16 protein-coding genes are annotated in these 18,295 nt (G+C 69.8%); 6 read left to right on the forward strand and 10 right to left on the reverse strand.

Annotated features, from left to right (window positions below):
* Together ASD56_RS02425 and ASD56_RS02430 are read left to right on the forward strand one after the other, a co-directional pair.
* Positions 1 to 1,137, forward strand: coding sequence for an acyl-CoA dehydrogenase family protein (locus tag ASD56_RS02425; protein ID WP_055960784.1), 1,137 nt, complete (start codon positions 1 to 3; stop codon positions 1,135 to 1,137).
* 67 nt (positions 1,138 to 1,204) lie between these two features.
* Positions 1,205 to 1,753 carry a TetR/AcrR family transcriptional regulator gene (locus ASD56_RS02430; RefSeq protein ID WP_157535731.1) on the forward strand — a complete coding sequence of 183 codons (549 nt, stop codon included), beginning with the start codon at positions 1,205 to 1,207 and terminating at the stop codon, positions 1,751 to 1,753.
* Between the two features lie 162 nt (positions 1,754 to 1,915).
* Here the strand turns inward: ASD56_RS02430 and ASD56_RS02435 are convergent, their stop codons facing one another.
* The 9 genes from ASD56_RS02435 to ASD56_RS02475 form a co-directional block, all read right to left on the reverse strand.
* A complete protein-coding gene (locus ASD56_RS02435; RefSeq protein ID WP_055960787.1) occupies positions 1,916 to 2,350 on the reverse strand; it encodes a nuclear transport factor 2 family protein in 435 nt (144 codons plus the stop codon).
* On the reverse strand, positions 2,347 to 3,789 hold the full coding sequence (locus ASD56_RS02440; RefSeq protein WP_082541194.1) for an aldehyde dehydrogenase family protein: 1,443 nt from the start codon (positions 3,787 to 3,789) through the stop codon (positions 2,347 to 2,349). Before ASD56_RS02440 ends, ASD56_RS02435 begins: the two co-directional genes overlap by 4 nt.
* Positions 3,777 to 4,550, reverse strand: a complete 774-nt coding sequence (locus tag ASD56_RS02445; RefSeq protein WP_055960790.1) for an SDR family oxidoreductase — start codon at positions 4,548 to 4,550, stop codon at positions 3,777 to 3,779. Before ASD56_RS02445 ends, ASD56_RS02440 begins: the two co-directional genes overlap by 13 nt.
* Before the next feature lie 98 nt (positions 4,551 to 4,648).
* On the reverse strand, positions 4,649 to 6,220 hold the full coding sequence (locus tag ASD56_RS02450) for an ABC transporter substrate-binding protein (RefSeq protein ID WP_055960792.1): 1,572 nt from the start codon (positions 6,218 to 6,220) through the stop codon (positions 4,649 to 4,651).
* Between the two features lie 151 nt (positions 6,221 to 6,371).
* Positions 6,372 to 8,780: a CaiB/BaiF CoA-transferase family protein gene (locus ASD56_RS02455; protein WP_055960794.1), complete on the reverse strand. Its 2,409-nt coding sequence runs from the start codon at positions 8,778 to 8,780 to the stop codon at positions 6,372 to 6,374.
* Positions 8,777 to 9,559 (reverse strand): enoyl-CoA hydratase/isomerase family protein, encoded by a 783-nt coding sequence (locus ASD56_RS02460; protein WP_055960797.1) that lies wholly within the window; start codon positions 9,557 to 9,559, stop codon positions 8,777 to 8,779. The genes ASD56_RS02455 and ASD56_RS02460 overlap by 4 nt, the downstream gene beginning before the upstream one ends.
* Positions 9,556 to 10,368, reverse strand: a complete 813-nt coding sequence (locus ASD56_RS02465) for a crotonase/enoyl-CoA hydratase family protein (protein ID WP_055960799.1) — start codon at positions 10,366 to 10,368, stop codon at positions 9,556 to 9,558. Before ASD56_RS02465 ends, ASD56_RS02460 begins: the two co-directional genes overlap by 4 nt.
* Entirely contained in the window at positions 10,368 to 12,833 is a 2,466-nt protein-coding gene (locus tag ASD56_RS02470) for a CaiB/BaiF CoA transferase family protein (protein ID WP_162249497.1), read from the reverse strand. Before ASD56_RS02470 ends, ASD56_RS02465 begins: the two co-directional genes overlap by 1 nt.
* Positions 12,830 to 13,522 (reverse strand): nitroreductase, encoded by a 693-nt coding sequence (locus tag ASD56_RS02475; protein WP_055960802.1) that lies wholly within the window; start codon positions 13,520 to 13,522, stop codon positions 12,830 to 12,832. Before ASD56_RS02475 ends, ASD56_RS02470 begins: the two co-directional genes overlap by 4 nt.
* 55 nt (positions 13,523 to 13,577) lie before the next feature.
* Here ASD56_RS02475 and ASD56_RS02480 point away from each other — a divergent pair, with 55 nt between their 5' ends.
* From ASD56_RS02480 to ASD56_RS02495, 4 genes are read left to right on the forward strand one after another with little or no spacing between them, the layout of a single operon-like run.
* Entirely contained in the window at positions 13,578 to 14,525 is a 948-nt protein-coding gene (locus ASD56_RS02480; RefSeq protein WP_162249498.1) for a MarR family winged helix-turn-helix transcriptional regulator, read from the forward strand.
* Between the two features lie 54 nt (positions 14,526 to 14,579).
* The gene (locus tag ASD56_RS02485) at positions 14,580 to 15,011 is read left to right on the forward strand and encodes an HtaA domain-containing protein (RefSeq protein ID WP_055960807.1); all 432 of its coding nucleotides are present in this window, start codon (positions 14,580 to 14,582) and stop codon (positions 15,009 to 15,011) included.
* Positions 15,008 to 15,907, forward strand: a complete 900-nt coding sequence (locus ASD56_RS02490; protein WP_055960809.1) for an LLM class flavin-dependent oxidoreductase — start codon at positions 15,008 to 15,010, stop codon at positions 15,905 to 15,907. Before ASD56_RS02485 ends, ASD56_RS02490 begins: the two co-directional genes overlap by 4 nt.
* Positions 15,904 to 16,677 carry an enoyl-CoA hydratase/isomerase family protein gene (locus tag ASD56_RS02495; RefSeq protein ID WP_082541337.1) on the forward strand — a complete coding sequence of 258 codons (774 nt, stop codon included), beginning with the start codon at positions 15,904 to 15,906 and terminating at the stop codon, positions 16,675 to 16,677. Before ASD56_RS02490 ends, ASD56_RS02495 begins: the two co-directional genes overlap by 4 nt.
* A gap of 29 nt (positions 16,678 to 16,706) precedes the next feature.
* Here ASD56_RS02495 and ASD56_RS02500 read toward each other — a convergent pair whose 3' ends face one another.
* The gene (locus ASD56_RS02500; RefSeq protein WP_082541197.1) at positions 16,707 to 18,290 is read right to left on the reverse strand and encodes an ABC transporter substrate-binding protein; all 1,584 of its coding nucleotides are present in this window, start codon (positions 18,288 to 18,290) and stop codon (positions 16,707 to 16,709) included.
* Between the last annotated feature and the right edge of the window lie 5 nt (positions 18,291 to 18,295).

The following is an 18,295-nucleotide window of genomic DNA, read 5'->3' on the forward strand; positions in this document are numbered from 1 at the left end:
ATGGACTATCGCGACAGCCCGGAAGAGGCCGAGTACCGAGCAACGCTTCGTGCATGGCTGACCGACAACGTGCCGCCCCGCCACGAGGGCGAGCGCAGCAACGCCGACCTCGCCGCCGAGCGCCTCGCTTGGCACCGCAGCCTGTACGAGGGCGGTTACATCGGACAGTCGTGGCCCGTCGAGTGGGGTGGCAAAGGGCTCAGCCCCACGATGGACGCGATCCTCAACGAGGAGAACGGCAACGCCGACGCGCCGTCGCTGCCCGCCATGGTCGGCTATATCGGCCGCGCCCTCCAGATGTTCGGGAACGACGAGCAGCGTGCGCGGTTCATCCCGCCGACCCTGAGCGGCGAGATCCAGTGGTGCCAGGGCTTCAGCGAGCCGGGCGCGGGGTCGGACCTCGCTTCGCTCACGACCAAGGCGGTGCGCGAGGGGGACGAGTACGTCATCTCCGGTCACAAGATGTGGACCTCGGCCGGCCAATGGGCCGACTGGTGTCTGGTGCTGGCGCGCACCGACCCCGACGTTCCCAAGCACAAGGGGATCTCGGCGTTCCTCGTGCCGATGGACTCCGCCGGCCTCGTACTGCAGCCGATCGTGCTGGCCAACGGCGATCCCGAGACGAGCGAGGTCTTCTACGACGGCGTTCGGGTCCCTGCGTCGGCCCTGGTCGGCGAAGAGGGCGACGGCTGGAAGATCGCGATGACCACGGTCGCTTACGAGCGCGGACCGTCGGACGTGGGCGCGATCTCGACGCTCAACAAGCAGCTGGCGAGCCTCGAGCGACACGCAGCCGCGATCGGCGCCACCGACGACCCCCGTCTGCGGCTCGAGCTCGCGCGGGCTTACGTGCGAGGCGAGGTCGTTCGCCTTGTCGCCCTCGAGCAGCTCAGCTCGCGTGCTACCGGTAAGCTCGTCGGCGAGGAGGGCTCGGTGGCGAAGATACTGCAGACCGAGGCGAGCCAGGAGCTTGCGCATCTCGCGCTGAAGCTCCACGGCGCCGACATCCTCACCGGACGAGCGCCCGAAGTCGTGAGTCAGTACTTCCAGACCCGCCCCATGAGCGTGTACGGCGGCTCCGCGCAGATTCAACGGAACATCATCGCCTCGCGCATCCTCGGCATGCCGCGCAGCTGAGCGGAGCACGACGATCACTGCCGCCACCAGCAGGTCCGCCCCCGCCGCGCCTACGACCGGCGCAGCGTTGGACGCAGCCGCCCAATTGTTCGTCGAGCACGGCTACCAGGGCACCGCCATGTCCGATATCGCCCGTCGAGCGGGGATGAGCGTCGGCACGCTGTACAACCGATTCCCGAGCAAGGAGGACCTCTTCCTGGAAGTGTTCCAGTCCTACGGTCGGCGGCAGGCGGAACGAGTGCGCGACGCCATCGCGAGCGCGCGCAGCGCCGGTGTCGTCGACGACGTAGCACTCTTCGTCGCCGGCACGCACGCCTATCTCGTCGGCGCCTTCCGCGAGGCCGCGCTGGGCCGGCTTTTCCAGACCATCGGCACCACCGACATCGACGTCTCGTCGATCCGCTCCGGCCAGGAGATCTGGGTGGAGCGCAACGCCCGCCAGCTGGGCCTCGCGATGGGCACCCCCCGCGCGGACGCGATTGCCGCCGCTATCACGGGAGCCCTCGGCGGCTGGGTGCGCGGCGTTCAGAGCTGCCACGACGACGAGCAGGCGCAGGCCTACATCGCCGAGGTCGTCTCGATCGAGCGGGCGATGCTCCGCGCCGTCATGGGCTGATCGCCTCATCGAGAAGCGCGGCTTGCGGCGAGCTGTCACCAGCGTTCGCGAGGCTCGTCCGGCGCGCCGCCTGCCGATGCGACGACCGCCTGGCGGCCGTCTCCACCTGCATACAGGGGTCTTCCTCGGTCGGCCGCTGAATCGGCGCCACGCGGTCGTGGATCAGCCATGCTGGAGCGGATACCGCTCGAGCACCGAGGCAGCCATCGCCGGGTCCACCTTGAAGAAGATGTTAATCCGCAGGATCCGCCCGTCGGACGCGAACGTGTATTCGAACAGCTCGTCGATCTCGCGCCGACGCGCGCCGCGAAGGAAGACCTCGTGGCAGCGCATGAACGCGTGCGAGCCGTCGTCGCTGACGTGGATGGGTCCCGAATCGATGTGCCACTCGGTGAAGGACGGGATGATCTCGCGCAGCGTCGCGAGGTACGCATCGCGGCCGGTTCGGGTGTCGGGGCCGCCGTACCAGAGCACGATGCGCTCGACGTCCTCGTGCAGCAGCGGGACGAGCTCATCGAACCGGTGCGCGTGCACGTTGTCCCAGAACGACCGGATGGTCGCTCGCCGTGCCTCGGCGCCGGCGGCGTCGATGCTCATACGGTCCCGGGCTTCGTGATCGGCAGGTGCACGACGCGGACGCGGGTGTACTCGTGAAGGCCCAGACGTCCGTTCTCAACTCCGAGGCCCGAGTGCTTGTGCCCGCCGAACGGCAGCGTGGGCGAGAGCGCCAGGTGAGCGTTCACCCAGACGGTGCCCGCCTCGAGTCTGCCGGCGACGGCTGCGGCGGCATCCGTGTCCGTTCCCCAGACCGATGCGCCGAGCCCGTAGTCTCCCGCGTTCGCCCGCTCGACAGCCTCATCGACGTGACGGTAGCGGATCACCGGGAGTGCGGGACCGAACTGCTCCTGCGTCTCGAGCTCCGTGCCCGAAGACAGATCCGCGACGATCGTGGGTTCGTAGAAGTAGCCGTCGCGGTCGATGCGCCTGCCGCCGGACGCGACGCGGGCTCCATTGCGTGCTGCATCGTCGACGAGCATCTCGACGCGGTCGCGCTGGGCCTCGTTCGCGAGGGGTCCGAGGCGCACGCCGTCGTCGAAGCCGTTGCCGACGACCGTTTCGGCGGCGATCGCGGCGAGAGCCGCCACGAGCTCCTCGTAGACGTCGTCGTGAGCGTAGATGCGCTTGATCGCGGTGCAGACCTGGCCGTTGTTCGCGAAGGCCGCCGTGAACAGCCGGGGCGCGATGTCGGCCACGTCGGCATCCGGGAGCACGATCGCGGGATCGTTGCCGCCGAGCTCGAGCGTGACGCGCTTGAGTTCGCGTCCAGCGGCCACGGAGACCTTGCGCCCCGTCTCAACCGATCCCGTCATCGTGACCTTGCGGGGAATCGGATGCTGCGTCATGGCAGCGCCGAGTTCATCACCGCCCGTGATCACAGTGAGCACGCCAGGCGGAAGGATGTCGGCGACGAGCTCGCCCAGGCGTGCGGTCGCGACCGGCGTGAAGGGCGACGGCTTCAGCACCATCGTGTTGCCCGCCAGCAGTGCCGGCACGAACTTCCACGACGCCAGCCCCAGCGGCACATTCCACGGGGTGATCGCGGCGATCACGCCGATGGGCTCACGCCGCAGTTCGACGATCTTCTCCTCGGTGCGCTCGATCACTTCCGGCTCGAGGTCATACTCCGACAGCGCTGCGATCCAGCGCAGCACCGTGCCGACCTCGCCGCGCGCATTCGCGAGCGGCTTGCCCTGTTCGTGAGTGAGCAGCGACGCGAGCTCGTCCGTATGCTCTTCCAGGCGACGACCGACGTCGCGCAGCATCGCGACCCGGTCGGCGTGGGAGCGCGCCGCCCACCCGGGCTGCGCGGCGGCCGCCGCGGCGAACGCGTCGTCGAGATCAGCCAGCGTCGCGTCCGCGACGGTCGCGAAGACCTGGCCGGTCGCGGGATCCTCCACCTCGATGCGCCCGCGGGTCTCGCGAGCGACCCCGTTGATGACGAGCGTCATCTCGATCAGTTCGGCTACAGCGTCCATTCAGCGAACTCCACTCCTGCCAGGTAGCCGCCGTCGACGACGATGTTCTGGGCGTTGATCCGCGATCCCGCGTCGCTCAGCACGAAGCGCATCACCGATGTGATCTCGGACGGGACGATGGGCTCGCCCACGATGTCGTTCATGCGCTCGCGGGTCGCATCCGACATGGCACCCTCGAACGCGGCCCGCAGGCGCGTGTCGACGAGGCCGGGGCCGACGGAGTTCACCCGGATACCTCGGGGCAGCAGCTTCGTCGCGAGCACGCTGGTGTACGCCCACACCGCTTCCTTCGATATGCCGTACACCGGGCGGTCCTGGATCTCGCTCGTCGTTCGCAGCCAATCCAGGCCGGCCTCGAAAGAGCCCGCGGCGAGCAGGCGTCGGTAGGCGTCCGCGCGATCCTTCCAGCGGTGGCCCGCCATCGAGCCGATGCTGAGCACCGCTCCTCCAGCCGGGATCTTCGGCACCAGCACGTCGGTCAGCGCGCGCATGCCGAGGTAGTTGACCGCAAACACGGTCTCGTCCGGCGCCGAACCGCCGCCGGGGATGCCCGCACAGTTGACCAGCGCATCGAGGGAGGGGATCCCGGATGCAGCAGCCTCTATCTGCGCGGGATCGGCCAGGTCGATGCGGATGAACTCATCGACCTCCACACTGGGATCCGCCACGTCGAGCGCCACGACCTCGACGCCGTTCCGTCTCACTTCGCTCACGAACTGCGCACCCATTCCCGTGGATGCCCCGGTCACGACATAGCGCACTCGCGCTCCCGTCTTCTTCGTCGGTCAGGCGTCTTCGCTCGCCTTGAGGAGTGCGGGGCACCGAACCGGTCGGCGCCCCGCGGCCCTCAGGCGTCAGGTCACTGCTCGATCCACGCGGTGTCGAGGTACACCATCGTGCTTCCCTGATAAGGGTGATCGGGCGTGCCGAGATGAAGCTTGGTGCTGTGCGCCATCGCGGCGGTGTACGGCGATGTCCAGAACAGCATGGAGTTGTCGTGGATGATCTCGGCGACGTCCTGCCAGGCCTGGTTGCGATCTTCCAGGGTCAGCTCGTCACGAGCGCGCAGCAGCGCCTCGTCCAGTTCGGGATAAGTGACCTCGCCCCAGTTCGTGCCACCGGAGTAGTAGCGCGTCCACACCGTCGGGAATCCCGCCGACGCGGTCGAGCCGAGGAAGATGCCGTAGTCGCCGGCTGCCTGCCGCTGCGCGAGGGTGGCGGCATCCACCGATGCCAGTGTGACGTTCAGGCCGATCTCGCTGAACTGCTGCTGGTAGTAGGTGGCCTGGTCGGTCAGCGTCTGGAAGTAGACGAGTTCCGTGTCAGGACTTCCACCCTCGTCCAGGTACTCCTGGACGAGCGCCTTGGCCTTCTTCATATCCTGGTCGTTCGTCATTCCTTCCGCGCACGCGGGCGAGCCCTGAGCGAACGGAACACAGGAAGGGTCGGCGTTCCAGATCTGGGTGCCGCCGAACAGCACCTGAGCCGTCACCTCGGGATCGAGCGCCATCGTCATGGCCTCACGGACGCGCTCGTCGCTGCCCGGCTCCGTCGTGCCGTTGGGAATCAGAGCCTGCCCGCCGGTCGGCACCGGAAGCAGCACCAGGTTCGGAAGATCAGCGACGGCATTCCATGCGTTGCCCTGGATGAGACCGAGATCCTGACCGCCTGAGACCAGCGCGTCGGTACGCGTCTGCGAGTCGACCATGACCGTGTAGACGACGCCGTCGAGATACGGCTTGCCGTCATCCCAGTAGTCGTCGTTCTTCGCCAGCACGAGCTTGTCGTCGGGGACCCAGGACTCGAAGATGAAGGGACCGGCCCCGACAGGGTTGGAGTTGAACGCAGCGGGATCCGCGAGAGCCTTTGGTGAGCCGATGAGGCTCGCCGATGACGAACCTGTGAGCGCGAGCGGGAAAGAGCCGCTCGGCGCGGACAGCGTGATCGTGACCTCATACTCCCCCGTCGCGTCCATCGTCTCGATTCCCGAGAGCATCGCCTTGGCGGTGCTCGTCGAGTCGGGTGCGATGTGACGCTGGAGGTTGAAGATGACGGCCTCGGCGTTCAGAGGTTCGCCATCGGTGAATGTCACGCCGTCGCGCAGTTCGAGCGTCCACACCTTGGCGTCGTCCGACGAGATCGACTTCGCCAGCTTCGGGTAGACCTCGTCCGTGAGGTCGTCGCGCATCAGCAGCGTGTCCATCACCTGCGCAGCGCGCTCGATGCCGGTGCCCACGTTCGCAAGCTTCACGGGGTCGAAGCCCGGCATCTCGCCCAGAGCGGCGACCTGCGCCACACCGCCCGGCATGATCTCGGCCGCCGCGCTCGGCTCTGCGGGAGTGCCGCTGTCAGAGCCCGCACACGCGCTCAGCGTGAGCGCGAAGACCGCTGCCGCTCCCGCAAGTCCCAGGCGAATCCGCTTGTTCTTCATCGAGCATCCTTTCGGCCGCCCCACATTGCACGGCGCTTCCCGGCCGCTGCTCTGCGGCGTCACGATCAGTCTGGCGGATTTTTGATCAAAAGTCACCCCGTTGCATGATAAACATCATGTAACGAATTCCGCTCGGCGGGAGCGGCTCTTGTCACACCGATCGGGGCTGGAGGCCGATCAGGCCATTCTTCGTCCACGCGGCGAGCTGCGCGTCGGCCACCCCCAGCATCTCGCCCAGCACGCGCGCGTTGTCACGCCCGAGCGTGGGTGCCGGAGTCCGGGGCACGCACGGCGTTCGTGAGAGCCGCACCGGCGACGACGGATAGGGCTTCAGGCCGACCCACTCCCGGTCCTGCTCGTGGAACGCATCGGCGAGGAACTGGTCGGCGAGGATATCGGCAGCCGACGCCACCCGTGCCGCCGGCACCCCCGCAGCGCGCAGCTCGGACGCGGTGCCGGCCGCCTCACGCGTCGCGCAGCGCGCGGCTGCCCAGGCGCGCACCTCGTCCGCCCACTCCATGCGCATCTCGGCGGCGTCCCATGCGGGATCAGCACCGCCCAGGACCCGCGCCACCGCCGCCCACTCGGCGTCGTCCGTCGCCGAGAGCACGATCCATTCGTCCTCGCCGGCAGCGGCGAAGCACCCGCTCGGCGACGCACCCGGCACGGTGCTCCCCCTCCGCTCGGGAACGGCGCCCCGCAGCTGGGTCGCGAGCAGCTCGGCGCCCACGTGCGTGACGAGGGCCTCCAGCTGCGCGACTTCGATGCATCCGCCGTGCCCTGTTCGCCTCCGGTCCCGGAGCACGAGGGCGGCCGCGAGGGCGCCGAGAAGACCGGCGTTCGGGTCGGCGTGCTGCTGTGCGATCACCTGAGGAATGCCGTCGGGGTACCCGCACCGGCTGGTGAGGCCGGCCACCGCCTCGGTCACCAGCGCGGTGGCCCGGAAGTGAGACCACGGCCCCTCGCGACCCATCCCGGGCATCGAGACGATGACGAGATCCGGCCGCGCCAGTCGCAGCGCGTCGTCGGTGAGGCCCAGGTTTCCCATCACGCGGGGCGTGAAGTTCTCCACGAGCACGTCGGCAGAAGCGACCAGCTGGAGAAGGATGCTGCGGCACTCGGCATCCGTCAAGTCCAGCGTGATGCCGAGCTTGCCCTCGTTGACGCCGTTGAACATGGGCGAGGTCTCCCACAGCTGCTCGACGGCTTCGTCCGGCCCGGTGAAGAACCGCCGTGCGGTGCGCACCCAGTCCGTGCGTCCGACGGACTCGACCTTGATGACCTGGGCGCCCAGGTCCGCCAGGAGCTGGGTCGTGTAGGGTCCGGCCCACCCCGCCGTGAGGTCGACGACACGGGTCCCCTCGAAGGGGAGCGATGACGTTGTGGCGTCGCCCGCGGCCGGCGACTCGCGCACCGCATCCAACCAGTCGGCGTCCACGGCGGCGTCGTGCTCGCCGGGTCGGGGCGCGACCGCAGCGGCCGTCCAGGGAAGATGCGGAATGCGCACCGGCGCGCCTGTCGCCCTCACCACGACCGCTTCGCGGCCCATGCGCACCGGGAGCCGGTCGAACCAGTCGCGGGCGACGAGCTGCGGAAGCTCGAGCACCTCGTCCAAGGTCGTCACCTCGCCCACCAGATGGCCGAGCAGCTGCGCGAGTTCCATCAGCTCTCGCTTCTCACGCGTGACCAGCAGCGCCGCGAGCCGTTGGAGATCGTCGGAATTGGACGGCCGTCCCTCTCGCGCGGACGGGTCGGCGCCGACGGCGTCCTCGCCGAAGACAACGGCCCACAGCGACGCCCAGGCCCGCGCGGCGGACGAGCTGACGCTGACGTGGCCGTCTGCGGTCGCGAAGACCCCCCAGGACTGCCCGGGCTCCGTCGTCCGGCGGGGGCGGAGACGCCCCGTGCAGGCGTATCCCGTCACATCGAACATCGTGGAGCCGAGCGCGACGTCGATCTCGCGCACCTCGACGAGCTGTCCGCCTCCGCCCGCTTCGGCGACAATCAGCGCCGCGATGGCGGCGAGCGCCCCCGCCGCGCCGCTGAGGTGCGCGACGTAGTCACCACCTGCCGCCACCGGCGGGCCGTCGGAGGCGCCCTGCACACTCATCCATCCGGCCATCGCCATGAGCGTCGGATCCGTGGCGGGTTCGCCGGCCCGCGGCCCCGTCACCCCGAACGGTGTGATCGCCACGAGCGGGGTTCCCGGGCAGCGCGCCGCGAACTCGCGCGGATCCACGCCCAGCGCGTCCGCGTCGGCGCCGACAGCAGAAGTCAGCACGAGGTCCGCGGCTTCCTGCAGGCGGTGGAGCCGCCGCAGGGCGCCGGGATCGCCCGGGTCGATGCCCACGCTGCGCTTTCCCGCGTCGCCGTGCAGACGACGCGCCTCGACGTCGACGTCGACGGGTGCGTCTTCGCCAGCGACTCCGACGCGATCGACGCGCACCACATCGGCTCCGAATCCCGCCAGCAGGCGCGCGCACCACCTCGCAGCGAGATCGGAGCCGAGCTCGAGCACGCGGACTCCGGCGAGTGCGCGCGGCGTCCGGTCGTCGGTCACGCTCGCGCGGCCCCTACCGGGCTCCCGCCTCGGGGTTCAAGGAACTCGGCGTCGCCGTCGCCGCGTCGCCGCTGGATCTCCAGGCGCAGCTCCAGCGCGGCGTCGACCAGCTCTTGCGGCACCGGGGGCGCAATACGCCGGAGCAGTGCGCGGTTGTCGCGGATGACCTCCTGCGGCATGGCAGCGATCTCGCGAGCCGCCGCCAGTGCGGTGTCGAGCAGCTCGCCGTCGTCGCAGACGCGGTTGACGAGGCCCATGTCGTACGCGCGCTGGCCCGGCACCTTCATGCCGAAGGCGAGCTCCTGCGCCGCGGCGCGGCTCAGATTCATCCAGAAGCCGGTCTGCCAGCCGTGGAGGATTCCGCGGGGTACCTCGGCGATCTGGAACGTGGCCGAGCGCGACGCCACGCTGAAGTCGACGGCCCGGGTCCCGAGGTAGAACCCCGCGCCGCCGGCGTAACCGTTGACGGCCGCGACCAGCGGCTTGGGCGAGTTGTTCTCCATGAACAGGTCGGTGTTGGCCGACGTCGCCTGGTCCTGCAGCCGGGCGCCCGCCTCGGCGCCCTCCTTGATGTCTCGGCCCGCGCAGAACGCGCGGCCGGTGCCGGTGATGACGGCAACCCGGAGGTCGTCGTCCTCGGCGAGGGTGCGGTACGCCTCACGGAGCTGGCCGAGCATGACGGCCCCCATGGCGTTCATGCGCTCCGGGCGGTTGAGCCGGATGACGGCGACTTCACCGGATCGCTCGAACTCGACGAACGTCTCTTCGGCGTCTGTCATTGCGGATTCCTTTCGTCGGGGGCCGACTGGCCCTGGGCGGACGGCCACCGCGGCGTCCGTTTCTCGAGGAAGGCGCACGCGCCCTCGCGCGCGTCGGCCGAGCGGACGGCCTCCATGAGGATGGGCCGCTGCTTCTCGAAGAACTCCGACTCCGCCCAGTCGGCGGAGTCGTCGATGATGCGCTTGGTCGCGGCGACGGCCACGGGCGAGTTGGCGGCGATGACGGCGGCGAGCGCATGCGCGGCGGGGAGGGCTTCGCCGTCGTCGACGACCCGGTTGAGCACTCCCCACGCACCGAGCTGTGCGGCCGTCACGGTGACGCCGGTGAGAAGCAGCTCGACGGCAACGCTGCGCGGGGCGCGCTGCAGAAGCCGGAGGATGCCGCCTCCGCCCGCCACCAGGCCCCGCGACACCTCCGGGAGCATGAAGCGCGTCGACCGGCCCGCCACGATGAGGTCGCAAGCCAGGGCGATCTCGAACCCACCGCCGGCGGCGAAGCCCTCGACGGCGGCGATGAGCGGCTTGCTCGCAGGACGCTCGACGATGCCCGCGAAACCGCGTTCTGTCATCGGCGAGTCGTCCGGGGATCCGAGATTCTTGAGGTCGTTGCCCGCGCAGAATCCCGCACCCGCACCGTGCAGGATCCCGACGCTGAGCGTCGCGTCCGTGTCGAGTTCATCGAGCGCTGCATGGATGCCACGCGCGACGGCGCCGTTGACGGCGTTGCGCGCGCTCGGCCGATTGAGGGTGATCACGAGGGTGCGGCCGTTCCTGGTCGTCATCACCTCGGGCACCGCGGCGTCCGGCATCACGGCTGCACCACCTTCCCGCCCCGCGAGCCGCGAGGCTCGGTTCCGCTGAGACCGTGAACCTCGAGGTCGTCCACCGTCTCCGAGTCGATGCCGAGCCAGTCGTCGAGCACAGCTCGGGTGTCGGCCCCGAGCGTGGGGGCCGGCTTCCGCGGCACGATGGGTGACCCCGACAGCCGGAACGGCGCTGAGGGGTACGCATGCTCTCCGACGAAAGCCCTGTCGGTGCGATGGAAGAATCCCGATGCTGCGAGCTGAGGGTCCGAAAGCACCTCGCGGGCCGACTGCACCGACGCCGCCGCGACGCCCTCGGCTTGCAGCGCGTTCGCCGCCGAGCGGCGGTCGCGGGCTGCGACGAAGTGCGCGACGGCTTCCGGCGCCGCCGAGCCGACGACCCGCTCGAGGGCCGCCGCATCTGTCGTGGACACCACCACCCATTCGTCGGCGCCGGCCGCGGGCCAGCAGCCGGACACGACGGCGCCCGGCATCGAGTTGCCGCGCCGGGGCGGCTCCTGTCCGGTCGCCTGGAACTCGAGCAGGTCGAACGAAAGGTGGTGTGTCATCGCCTCCACCTGGGCGATCTCGATGTGCTGCCCGCGCCCCGTCCGCCGCGCCGCGCGCAGGGCGCCGATCACCGCCCACGCGGCGACCAGGCCCGCGTTGGGGTCGGCGGGGCTCGTCTGGATCACTTGCGGAGGCCCGTCGGGGTGGCCGCCCCGCCCGGTGAGCCCGGCCATGGCCTCGGTGACGAGCGCGGTGCTGCGGAATGCTCCCCAGGGTCCGCCGGCACCGAAGCCCGGCATGGAGACCATCACCGCGCCGGGATTGAGCTCGTGGATCGCATCGTACGAGAGGCCGAAGGACGCCATCACGCGCGGAGTGAAGTTCTCGATCACGATGTCGGCCGCGAAGGCGAGCCGGCGGGCGATGTCGCGACAGCGTTCATCGGCCAGGTCGAGCGTGATGCCGCGCTTGGACTCGTTGACGCTGTTCCACAGCGGCGACATCTCCCACAGCCAGTCGGGGTCGCCCACTCCCCCGGTGAACATGCGGCGTGCCGTGCGCCACCAGTCGGTGCGAGTGATCGACTCCACCTTGACGACGTCGGCTCCGAGGTCAGCCAGCAGCTCCGTGGCGTAGGGCCCCGCCCAGCCCATTGTGAAGTCCAGCACCCGCACCCCCCGCAGCGGCGGCTCGGACTGGTCGGGCTCGGCGGTGGCCGCCAGGCCGATTCTGCCGGAGGATCCGCGCGACGCGCGAGCGGCGAGTGGAGGCGGCGCGAAGACCGTTCCGGTACCCGGGCGCGCGGCCCGGACCTCTGCGAGCACGTCCGCGGTGTGCTCTCCGAGCGCAGGCGCGCGGAGTCCGCCGTAAGCTGCCGTGCGCCACGGCGTGTCGGAGAATCGGACCGGCGGACCGGGCTCGCGAACCCGCTGCGAGGGGTAGTCCACGTCGTCGAAGAAGCCGCGAGCATCGTGCTGTGGCGAGTCCAGCACCTCCGGGATCGTGAGGACTTCGCCGACGATATGGCCGAGCAGCTGGCACAGCTCGACGAGGTCACGCTTGTCGCGGCTGGCGATCAGGGCACTGAGCGCAGCGCGCACCTCCTCGCCGCTGGCCGCGACGGTCGGGTCGATCACCCACTCCGGCACCTCGTCGCCGAACACCGGGATCCACAGTTCCTCCCACGCGATCATCGCCGAGCGGGCCGCGGCGATGTGGCCGTCGCGCGTGGCGAGTATCGCCCAAGGCTCGGCGGGATCGTTCGCGCGGCGGACACGCTCCACGCCGGTGTACGAGTATGCGACGGTGTCGAAGATCTGCGTCGCGACGGCCACCTCCAGCGCCCGCACGTCGACGTGCTGCCCCCGCCCATCGCAGTCACGGGCCGTGAGCGCCGCCGAGATCCCGACGACCGCGGCGTTGCCGGACAGGTAGGACACGGCATCCGTTCCCGTCGACATCGGCTCGCGCCCGCGCTCGCCCTGCACGGCCATGAGGCCCGAGAGCGCGGCGATGACGAAGTCGTCCGCCGCGTGGCCGGCATACGGCCCTCGATCACCGAACGGGGTCAAGGAGGCGTGCACCAGATGCCGGTGACGGGAGGCGATCTCGTCAGATCCGAGGTTCAGCGCCGTCCGCTGCTCCGCGCCTGCGGACTCGATGAGGACATCGGATGCCGCGAGCAGCCGCTCGAGCGCGGCCGCATCCGCCGGCGAGTCGGTGTCCAGCAGCACCGAGCGCTTCCCGGAGTTGCAGGCGGCGAAGCCTGTCGTGATGTCGGCGCCGAGACCCGCGCCGAGGTCACGCAGCGGATCGCGCCAGCGGACGGTCTCCACCTTGATGACGTCCGCGCCGAGGCCCGCGAACACCCGCGCAGCGTACCCACCGGCGATACCGGTCGAAAGGTCCACGACGCGCAGCCCTGCCCATATGCCTGCACGTGTGCCGGCAGGGCCGCTCAAGGATGGATCCTCACGGTCTCCTCGATCGTCGCCCGCTCGGTGCGGAACGCGTTCGCAGGGTGTGCGAGATCTTCGAAGCCCAGTGCGATGCCGCACACGAGGTGGCGGTCTTCCGGGATGGCGAGAACGCTGCGCACCGCACGCGGACGCAGCACCACCGCCGCCTGTGCGATGGCGCCGATGCTGAGGCTCTGCGCAGCGTTCAGCACATTGGCGACGAATCCGCCGCAATCGACGTAGCCGTACGGACCGAGGGCCGCCGGGCTCGAGACGATCGCGACGTGGGGCGCCCCGAAGAACTCGTAGTTCCGCAGCATCTGCCGGGTGCGCCCCGGCCGGTCGCCGCGCTCGATACCCAGCGCGTTGTACAGCGCATATCCCGAGCCGCGACGACGGTCGGCGTACTCGTTCTCGTAGCTTGCAGGCGGAGGGATGTCGCTGCCTCCCGCGGGGTTCGAGCGCACGTCCTCCAGAAGGGCATCAGCGAGCCGCCGGGTCGTCAGCGGTCCTGTCAAGTCGACCCGCCACGACTGCGCGTTGCACCAGGACGCCGTCTGCTGCGCGACGACGAACACGCGCTCGAGCCGGTCTGCGGGTACAGGGTCGGGGAGGAAGGCGCGCACGCTGTGACGGGCGAAGGCGAGATCGGCGAAATTCAGTGTGCTGACGTCGTCGGCAGTGGAGGTCATGGTCCAGTTATATGAGATTTGGCAAGTAGTTGCAAGCGGCAAGTATTGTGGTCACGTGCGATCGCAGCTCAGGCATCCAGTGCTGGATTACTTCCGCATCCTGGAACTCCGGGCGCGCGGCACGGCCGTGCGGGACCGGGTGGCCGATGAGACCGGGCTGCCGATCACCCCCCTCGACAACGCCGCGCTGGTGGTCATCGAGCGCGAGCGCGATCTCACCATCTCGCGCTTCGCCGCGGCGACCGGCGTGAGCGTGGCACGGGCCAGTCGCCAGGCGACCAGGCTCGAGGATCTCGGCCTGATCTCACGGGCGACCTCCCCGCACGACGGGCGCGCCGCAGTGCTCGTCCTCTCGACCGCCGGGGAGGAGGTCCGCAGCCGCTGGGGAAACCGCTGGCCTGCGGACTACGAGGCCGCCCTCGCTCCTCTTGACGCCACAGCCCGCGAGGCGTTCTGGACCAGCGTGACGCGCCTGCACGCCGACCTCGCCCTGCAGCCCGAGCTGGGCCGGCTGAGCACGGGCGTCCCGCCGGCCGTGGGCGCAAGCGACATCTCGGCGCTCGTGGCCTTCGCCCAATGGGCCGCGCCGATCGTCTATCACCCCTCGTATGCCCGCGCGCTGATCGAGCGCACCGGCGCGCGGCTGAGCCCGCAGTCGCTCTACCTCCTGCGGGTGTGCGCGGGATCGCCGCCCATGGACCTCGGCGACCTGGCTGCGCGGGCGCACATCGACCCCTCGTCCGTGAGTCGTCATATCGCGAAGCTGGCGGAGGACGCGCTCGTCGTCCGCTCTCCCAACCCGGCCGACGGGCGAAGCACGGTCACGGAGGTGACCGTCGGCGGTCGCCACCTGCTCCAGATCATGGAAGCGCTCGAGCTGGCGCCGATCGGGCGCGCCCTGAGGTCGTGGGATCCCGCGACCCTCGACGCGACGCTGGCGTCTCTGGCCGTCCTGGCGGACGGACTGTTCGAGCAGTCACTGGCTGGCCCGGTTGATCTTTGATCAGCTAGGGTAGGCGCAGGCACCCGCCCGCACACTTCGACGAAGAGGAGCACCGTGGCGTCACTGGAATGGCCGATACGCCGGTCGCTGCTCGCGTACGTCGAGGAACTCGACGACGGCGAGGTCACCGTGTCGGACGGTGCAGAGAACTCCCCCACAGGGTTCCGGTTCCCTCACGAGGGCACGAACGACGGGGTGCTCCGGTTCCGTGGCTCAGTGATGGTCACCGGCTATGAAGGCGCACTCACCTTTCCGGTCGTCGCCCCCTGGATCGAGCCCGATGGCGACGCCTTCCAGCTGACGATCCAGGATCCCGGCGATCCGGGCGGCCGCATGCGCCTCGTCTCGATCGCATCCCTCGAACCGCAGCTGGACGGCTCCACGTTCGCCACCGGGGTGGCACTCGCGCCGCCGGGGTCGCAGCTTCTGCAGTTCGGCCCGTACATCGCCGGCACCCCGTTCGACGACATGCGGATCATGGTGTGAGCACAGACCGGACGAGGGCGCTCGCCGGAGTCCGAAGCCTCATCGGCCCGGTGGGACTGTGGGCCGGCGGATTGACCCGTGCCCCCGCCGGCGTGCCTTCGGCAGCGGCGAGAGTCGCGGAGCGTGCCGGCTTCGGCGCGCTCTGGGGAGGCGAAGTCCTCAACGGCCGCGACATCTTCGAGGTGCACGCCGAGATGCTGTCGGCGACGACGTCGCTGACCACCGCCACCGGCATCGCGAACATGCAGGTGCGGGATGCCGCCACCGCCGCACGGCGCGTCTGGGCGCTGCACGACAGCCACCCCTCGCGTTTCATCGCCGGGTTCGGTACGAGCCATCGCGAACTCACGAACGCGTCGACCGCCCCCTCCGTCCTCGACACGGCTGCCGAGTATCTGCGCGCGTTCCGCGCCGCATACGGCGACCCGGTCACACCTCCGGTGCTGCTGGCCGCGCTCGGACCGCGGATGCTGCAGCTCAGCGCCGAACGGGCTGACGGCGCGCACACGTACTTCGCTTCACCCGCACACACCGCCGAGGCCCGCGCCGCGCTGGGCCCGGACCCCATGCTCGTGCCCCAGATCGCCGCCGTCTTCGCTCGACACGGGGAGGTGCCGGAGGCCGCGCGACGCCACGTGACTGCCCTCCTCGCCAAGCGCAACTATGCGCGCAGTGTCATGCGGATGGGCCTGAACCCCGCGGATGCCGAGACGGTGGCCCGCGCTCTCGTCGCTGTCGGCGACGCCGATGCGATCGCCGAGGCGATCATGGCGCATCTCGATGCTGGAGCCGACCACGTCGCGGTGCAGCTCGTGGGCGTCGCTGCGGAGGATCTGCCTGCCTGGGAAGGCCAGTTGACCGCGCTATGCAGTGCGGTGCGAAGGGTGGCGGCATGACCGAGGATGCGGGGCAGATCCTGCTCGTCGAGGACAGCGGTCCGGTGCGGATGCTGACGCTCAACAGGCCCGCGTCGCTCAATGCCATCTCGCGCCCGCTGGGGAACGCGCTGATCGAGCAGTTCCGCGCAGCCGACACCGATCCCGACGTACGCGTCGTCGTGCTGACAGGTGCCGGTCGCGCCTTCAGTGCCGGGGGCGACCTCAAGGAACGGATCTCGGACAACGAAACGCCCGCACAGCGTGAGCGATTCACCCACGAACTGCTGGAGCGGCGGCGCTCGACGCTTTCGATCGCGGCCATCAACGGTCTCGCATACGGGGGCGGCCTCGAACTCGTGCTGAGCTGCGACTTCGCGATCGCGGCGGCCGAAGCACGGTTCGCGCTCCCCGAGGCGACGCGCGGCATCTTGGCGAGCGGAGGCGGAATCGTCCGGCTCCCGCAGGTCATCGGACGGCAGCGAGCCCTGCGCTTGGCGACGACGGGCGAATCCATCGACGCCGAGACCGCCCTGGCGTGGGGCCTCGTGTCGGAGGTCGTACCCGGCGAACGGTTGCGGCCGGCCGCGCTCGAGCTGGCGGAGCGGGTCGCCGCCGCCGCACCGCTCGCGGTCGAGGCGACCCGCCGGATCATGCTCGCCCTCGAGCACGACGAGCGTGCGTGGGAGCTCAACTCGGGTCTCCGGCGCGACGTGGGCGCTTCGGCCGACGCACTCGAGGGGCGTCGGGCGTTCTCAGATAAGCGTCCGCCGCGGTGGGAGGACCGCTGACCGCTCCGCTCGGCAATCACGCTGTGGTGTCACTGCGAAAGCCACGCCTCGTCGAGGTAGACCATGGTGCTGCCCTCCCACGGGTGGCCCGTGACTCCGAGGTGCAGATCCGTGGAGTGGGCCATGGCCATCTGGTAGGGGGCGATCCACACCAGGACGGCGTCGTCGCGGAGGATGCCGGCGACCTCCTGCCAGGCGGCGTTGCGGTCGTCGAGGTCGACGGAATCGCGCGCCTCGAGCAGGGCGGCATCCAGTTCCGGGATCGCTACGCGACCCCAGTTCTGCCCGCCGGAGTAGTAGCGGCTCCACACTGTCGGGAATCCGGAGGATGCCGTCGAACCCTGAAGCAGCTCGTAGTCGCCGTTCGCCTGCGCCTGCGTGTGAGCGGCGGTGTCGACCGCCCGCAGGTTGGCCGTGATGCCGACCTCTGCGAGCTGCGACTGCACGTACTGCGCCTCGGTGGCGAACGAGGGGATGGCGTAGTGGACGTAGTCGACGACAGGTTCGCCGTGCTCGTCCGTGTACGACTCGACGAGCTCGCGGGCCTTGTCGAGGTCCTGGGGGTACGTCGCGCCATCGAGGCAGGCCGGCGAGCCCACCGGGAACGGAGTGCAGTCGGTCGTCCCGTCCCAGTTGTCGGTGCCGCCGAACAGCACGCCTGCGGTGGTGTCACCGTTGAAGGTGTACAGCAGCGCCTCCCGCAGTCGCTGGTCGCCGAACGGCCCCCTCGACGCGTTGGGGATCACAGCCTCACCACCCGTGGGAATCGGCTTGAGCTCGATGGAGGGGATGTCGCCGACCTGAGCCCACGCTGACCCCGGTACCAGGGCAAGGTCCGTCCCGCCGGAGATGAGATCGTCCGTACGGGTCTGCGGATCCACGCGCACGTGGTACTCCACCCCATCGAGGTACGGCTTGCCCTCGTCCCAATAGGCTTCGTTCTTGACCAGCGTGAGCGTGTCGTCCCGGACCCAGGACTCGAGAGCGAACGGACCTGCGCCGACCGGCTCGGAGTTGAAGGTCTCGGGGTCGGCCAGCGCCGTCGGCGACCCGATGAGACTGGCCGGCGACGAACCGGTCAACGCCAGCGGAAACGAGCCGCTCGGCTGCTTCAGGGTGAACGTGACCTCGTGCTCCCCACTGGCCTCCATCGTGTCGATCGCCGACAGCATCGCTTTAGCCGTGCTGGTGGAGTCCGGTGCGATGTGACGCTGGATGTTGAAGACGACGGCTTCCGCGTCGAGCGGTGTGCCGTCGGTGAATTCGACTCCGTCACGGAGCTCGAGGACCCACGTCTGCCCGTCCGTCGACGAAATGCCCTTGGCGAGCTTGGGAGACACTTCATCGGTGAGCTCGTCACGATAGAGCAGGGTGTCCATGATCGCAGCCGCACGCTCCAGCCCGGAGCCGACGTTCGTGACCTTCACGGGGTCGAAGCCCTGCATCTCCGTCAGGGACGCGATCTGCACGACGCCGCCGGTCTGGATCTCCGCCGCGGAAGTGGGCTGTTCGGGGTCACCGACCGCACCACCTCCTCCGCAGCCACTGAGCACCACGACTGCGGCGGTCAGACCGATGGCCATCGACAGGGCGGCAGGACGCGATCTCGGCATGGGTG

This window comes from Microbacterium sp. Root166, from assembly GCF_001427145.1.
GTDB lineage: Bacteria > Actinomycetota > Actinomycetes > Actinomycetales > Microbacteriaceae > Microbacterium.

What these genes read in the sequence shown, in the direction of transcription:
- ASD56_RS02425 (WP_055960784.1), top strand. Translation starts at nt 1, where the DNA reads ATGGACTATCGCGACAGCCCGGAAGAGGCCGAGTACCGAGCAACGCTT.
- ASD56_RS02435 (WP_055960787.1), bottom strand. Translation starts at nt 2,350, where the DNA reads ATGAGCATCGACGCCGCCGGCGCCGAGGCACGGCGAGCGACCATCCGG.
- ASD56_RS02440 (WP_082541194.1), bottom strand. Translation starts at nt 3,789, where the DNA reads ATGGACGCTGTAGCCGAACTGATCGAGATGACGCTCGTCATCAACGGG.
- ASD56_RS02450 (WP_055960792.1), bottom strand. Translation starts at nt 6,220, where the DNA reads ATGAAGAACAAGCGGATTCGCCTGGGACTTGCGGGAGCGGCAGCGGTC.
- ASD56_RS02460 (WP_055960797.1), bottom strand. Translation starts at nt 9,559, where the DNA reads ATGACAGACGCCGAAGAGACGTTCGTCGAGTTCGAGCGATCCGGTGAA.
- ASD56_RS02465 (WP_055960799.1), bottom strand. Translation starts at nt 10,368, where the DNA reads ATGCCGGACGCCGCGGTGCCCGAGGTGATGACGACCAGGAACGGCCGC.
- ASD56_RS02475 (WP_055960802.1), bottom strand. Translation starts at nt 13,522, where the DNA reads ATGACCTCCACTGCCGACGACGTCAGCACACTGAATTTCGCCGATCTC.
- ASD56_RS02495 (WP_082541337.1), top strand. Translation starts at nt 15,904, where the DNA reads ATGACCGAGGATGCGGGGCAGATCCTGCTCGTCGAGGACAGCGGTCCG.
- ASD56_RS02500 (WP_082541197.1), bottom strand. Translation starts at nt 18,290, where the DNA reads ATGCCGAGATCGCGTCCTGCCGCCCTGTCGATGGCCATCGGTCTGACC.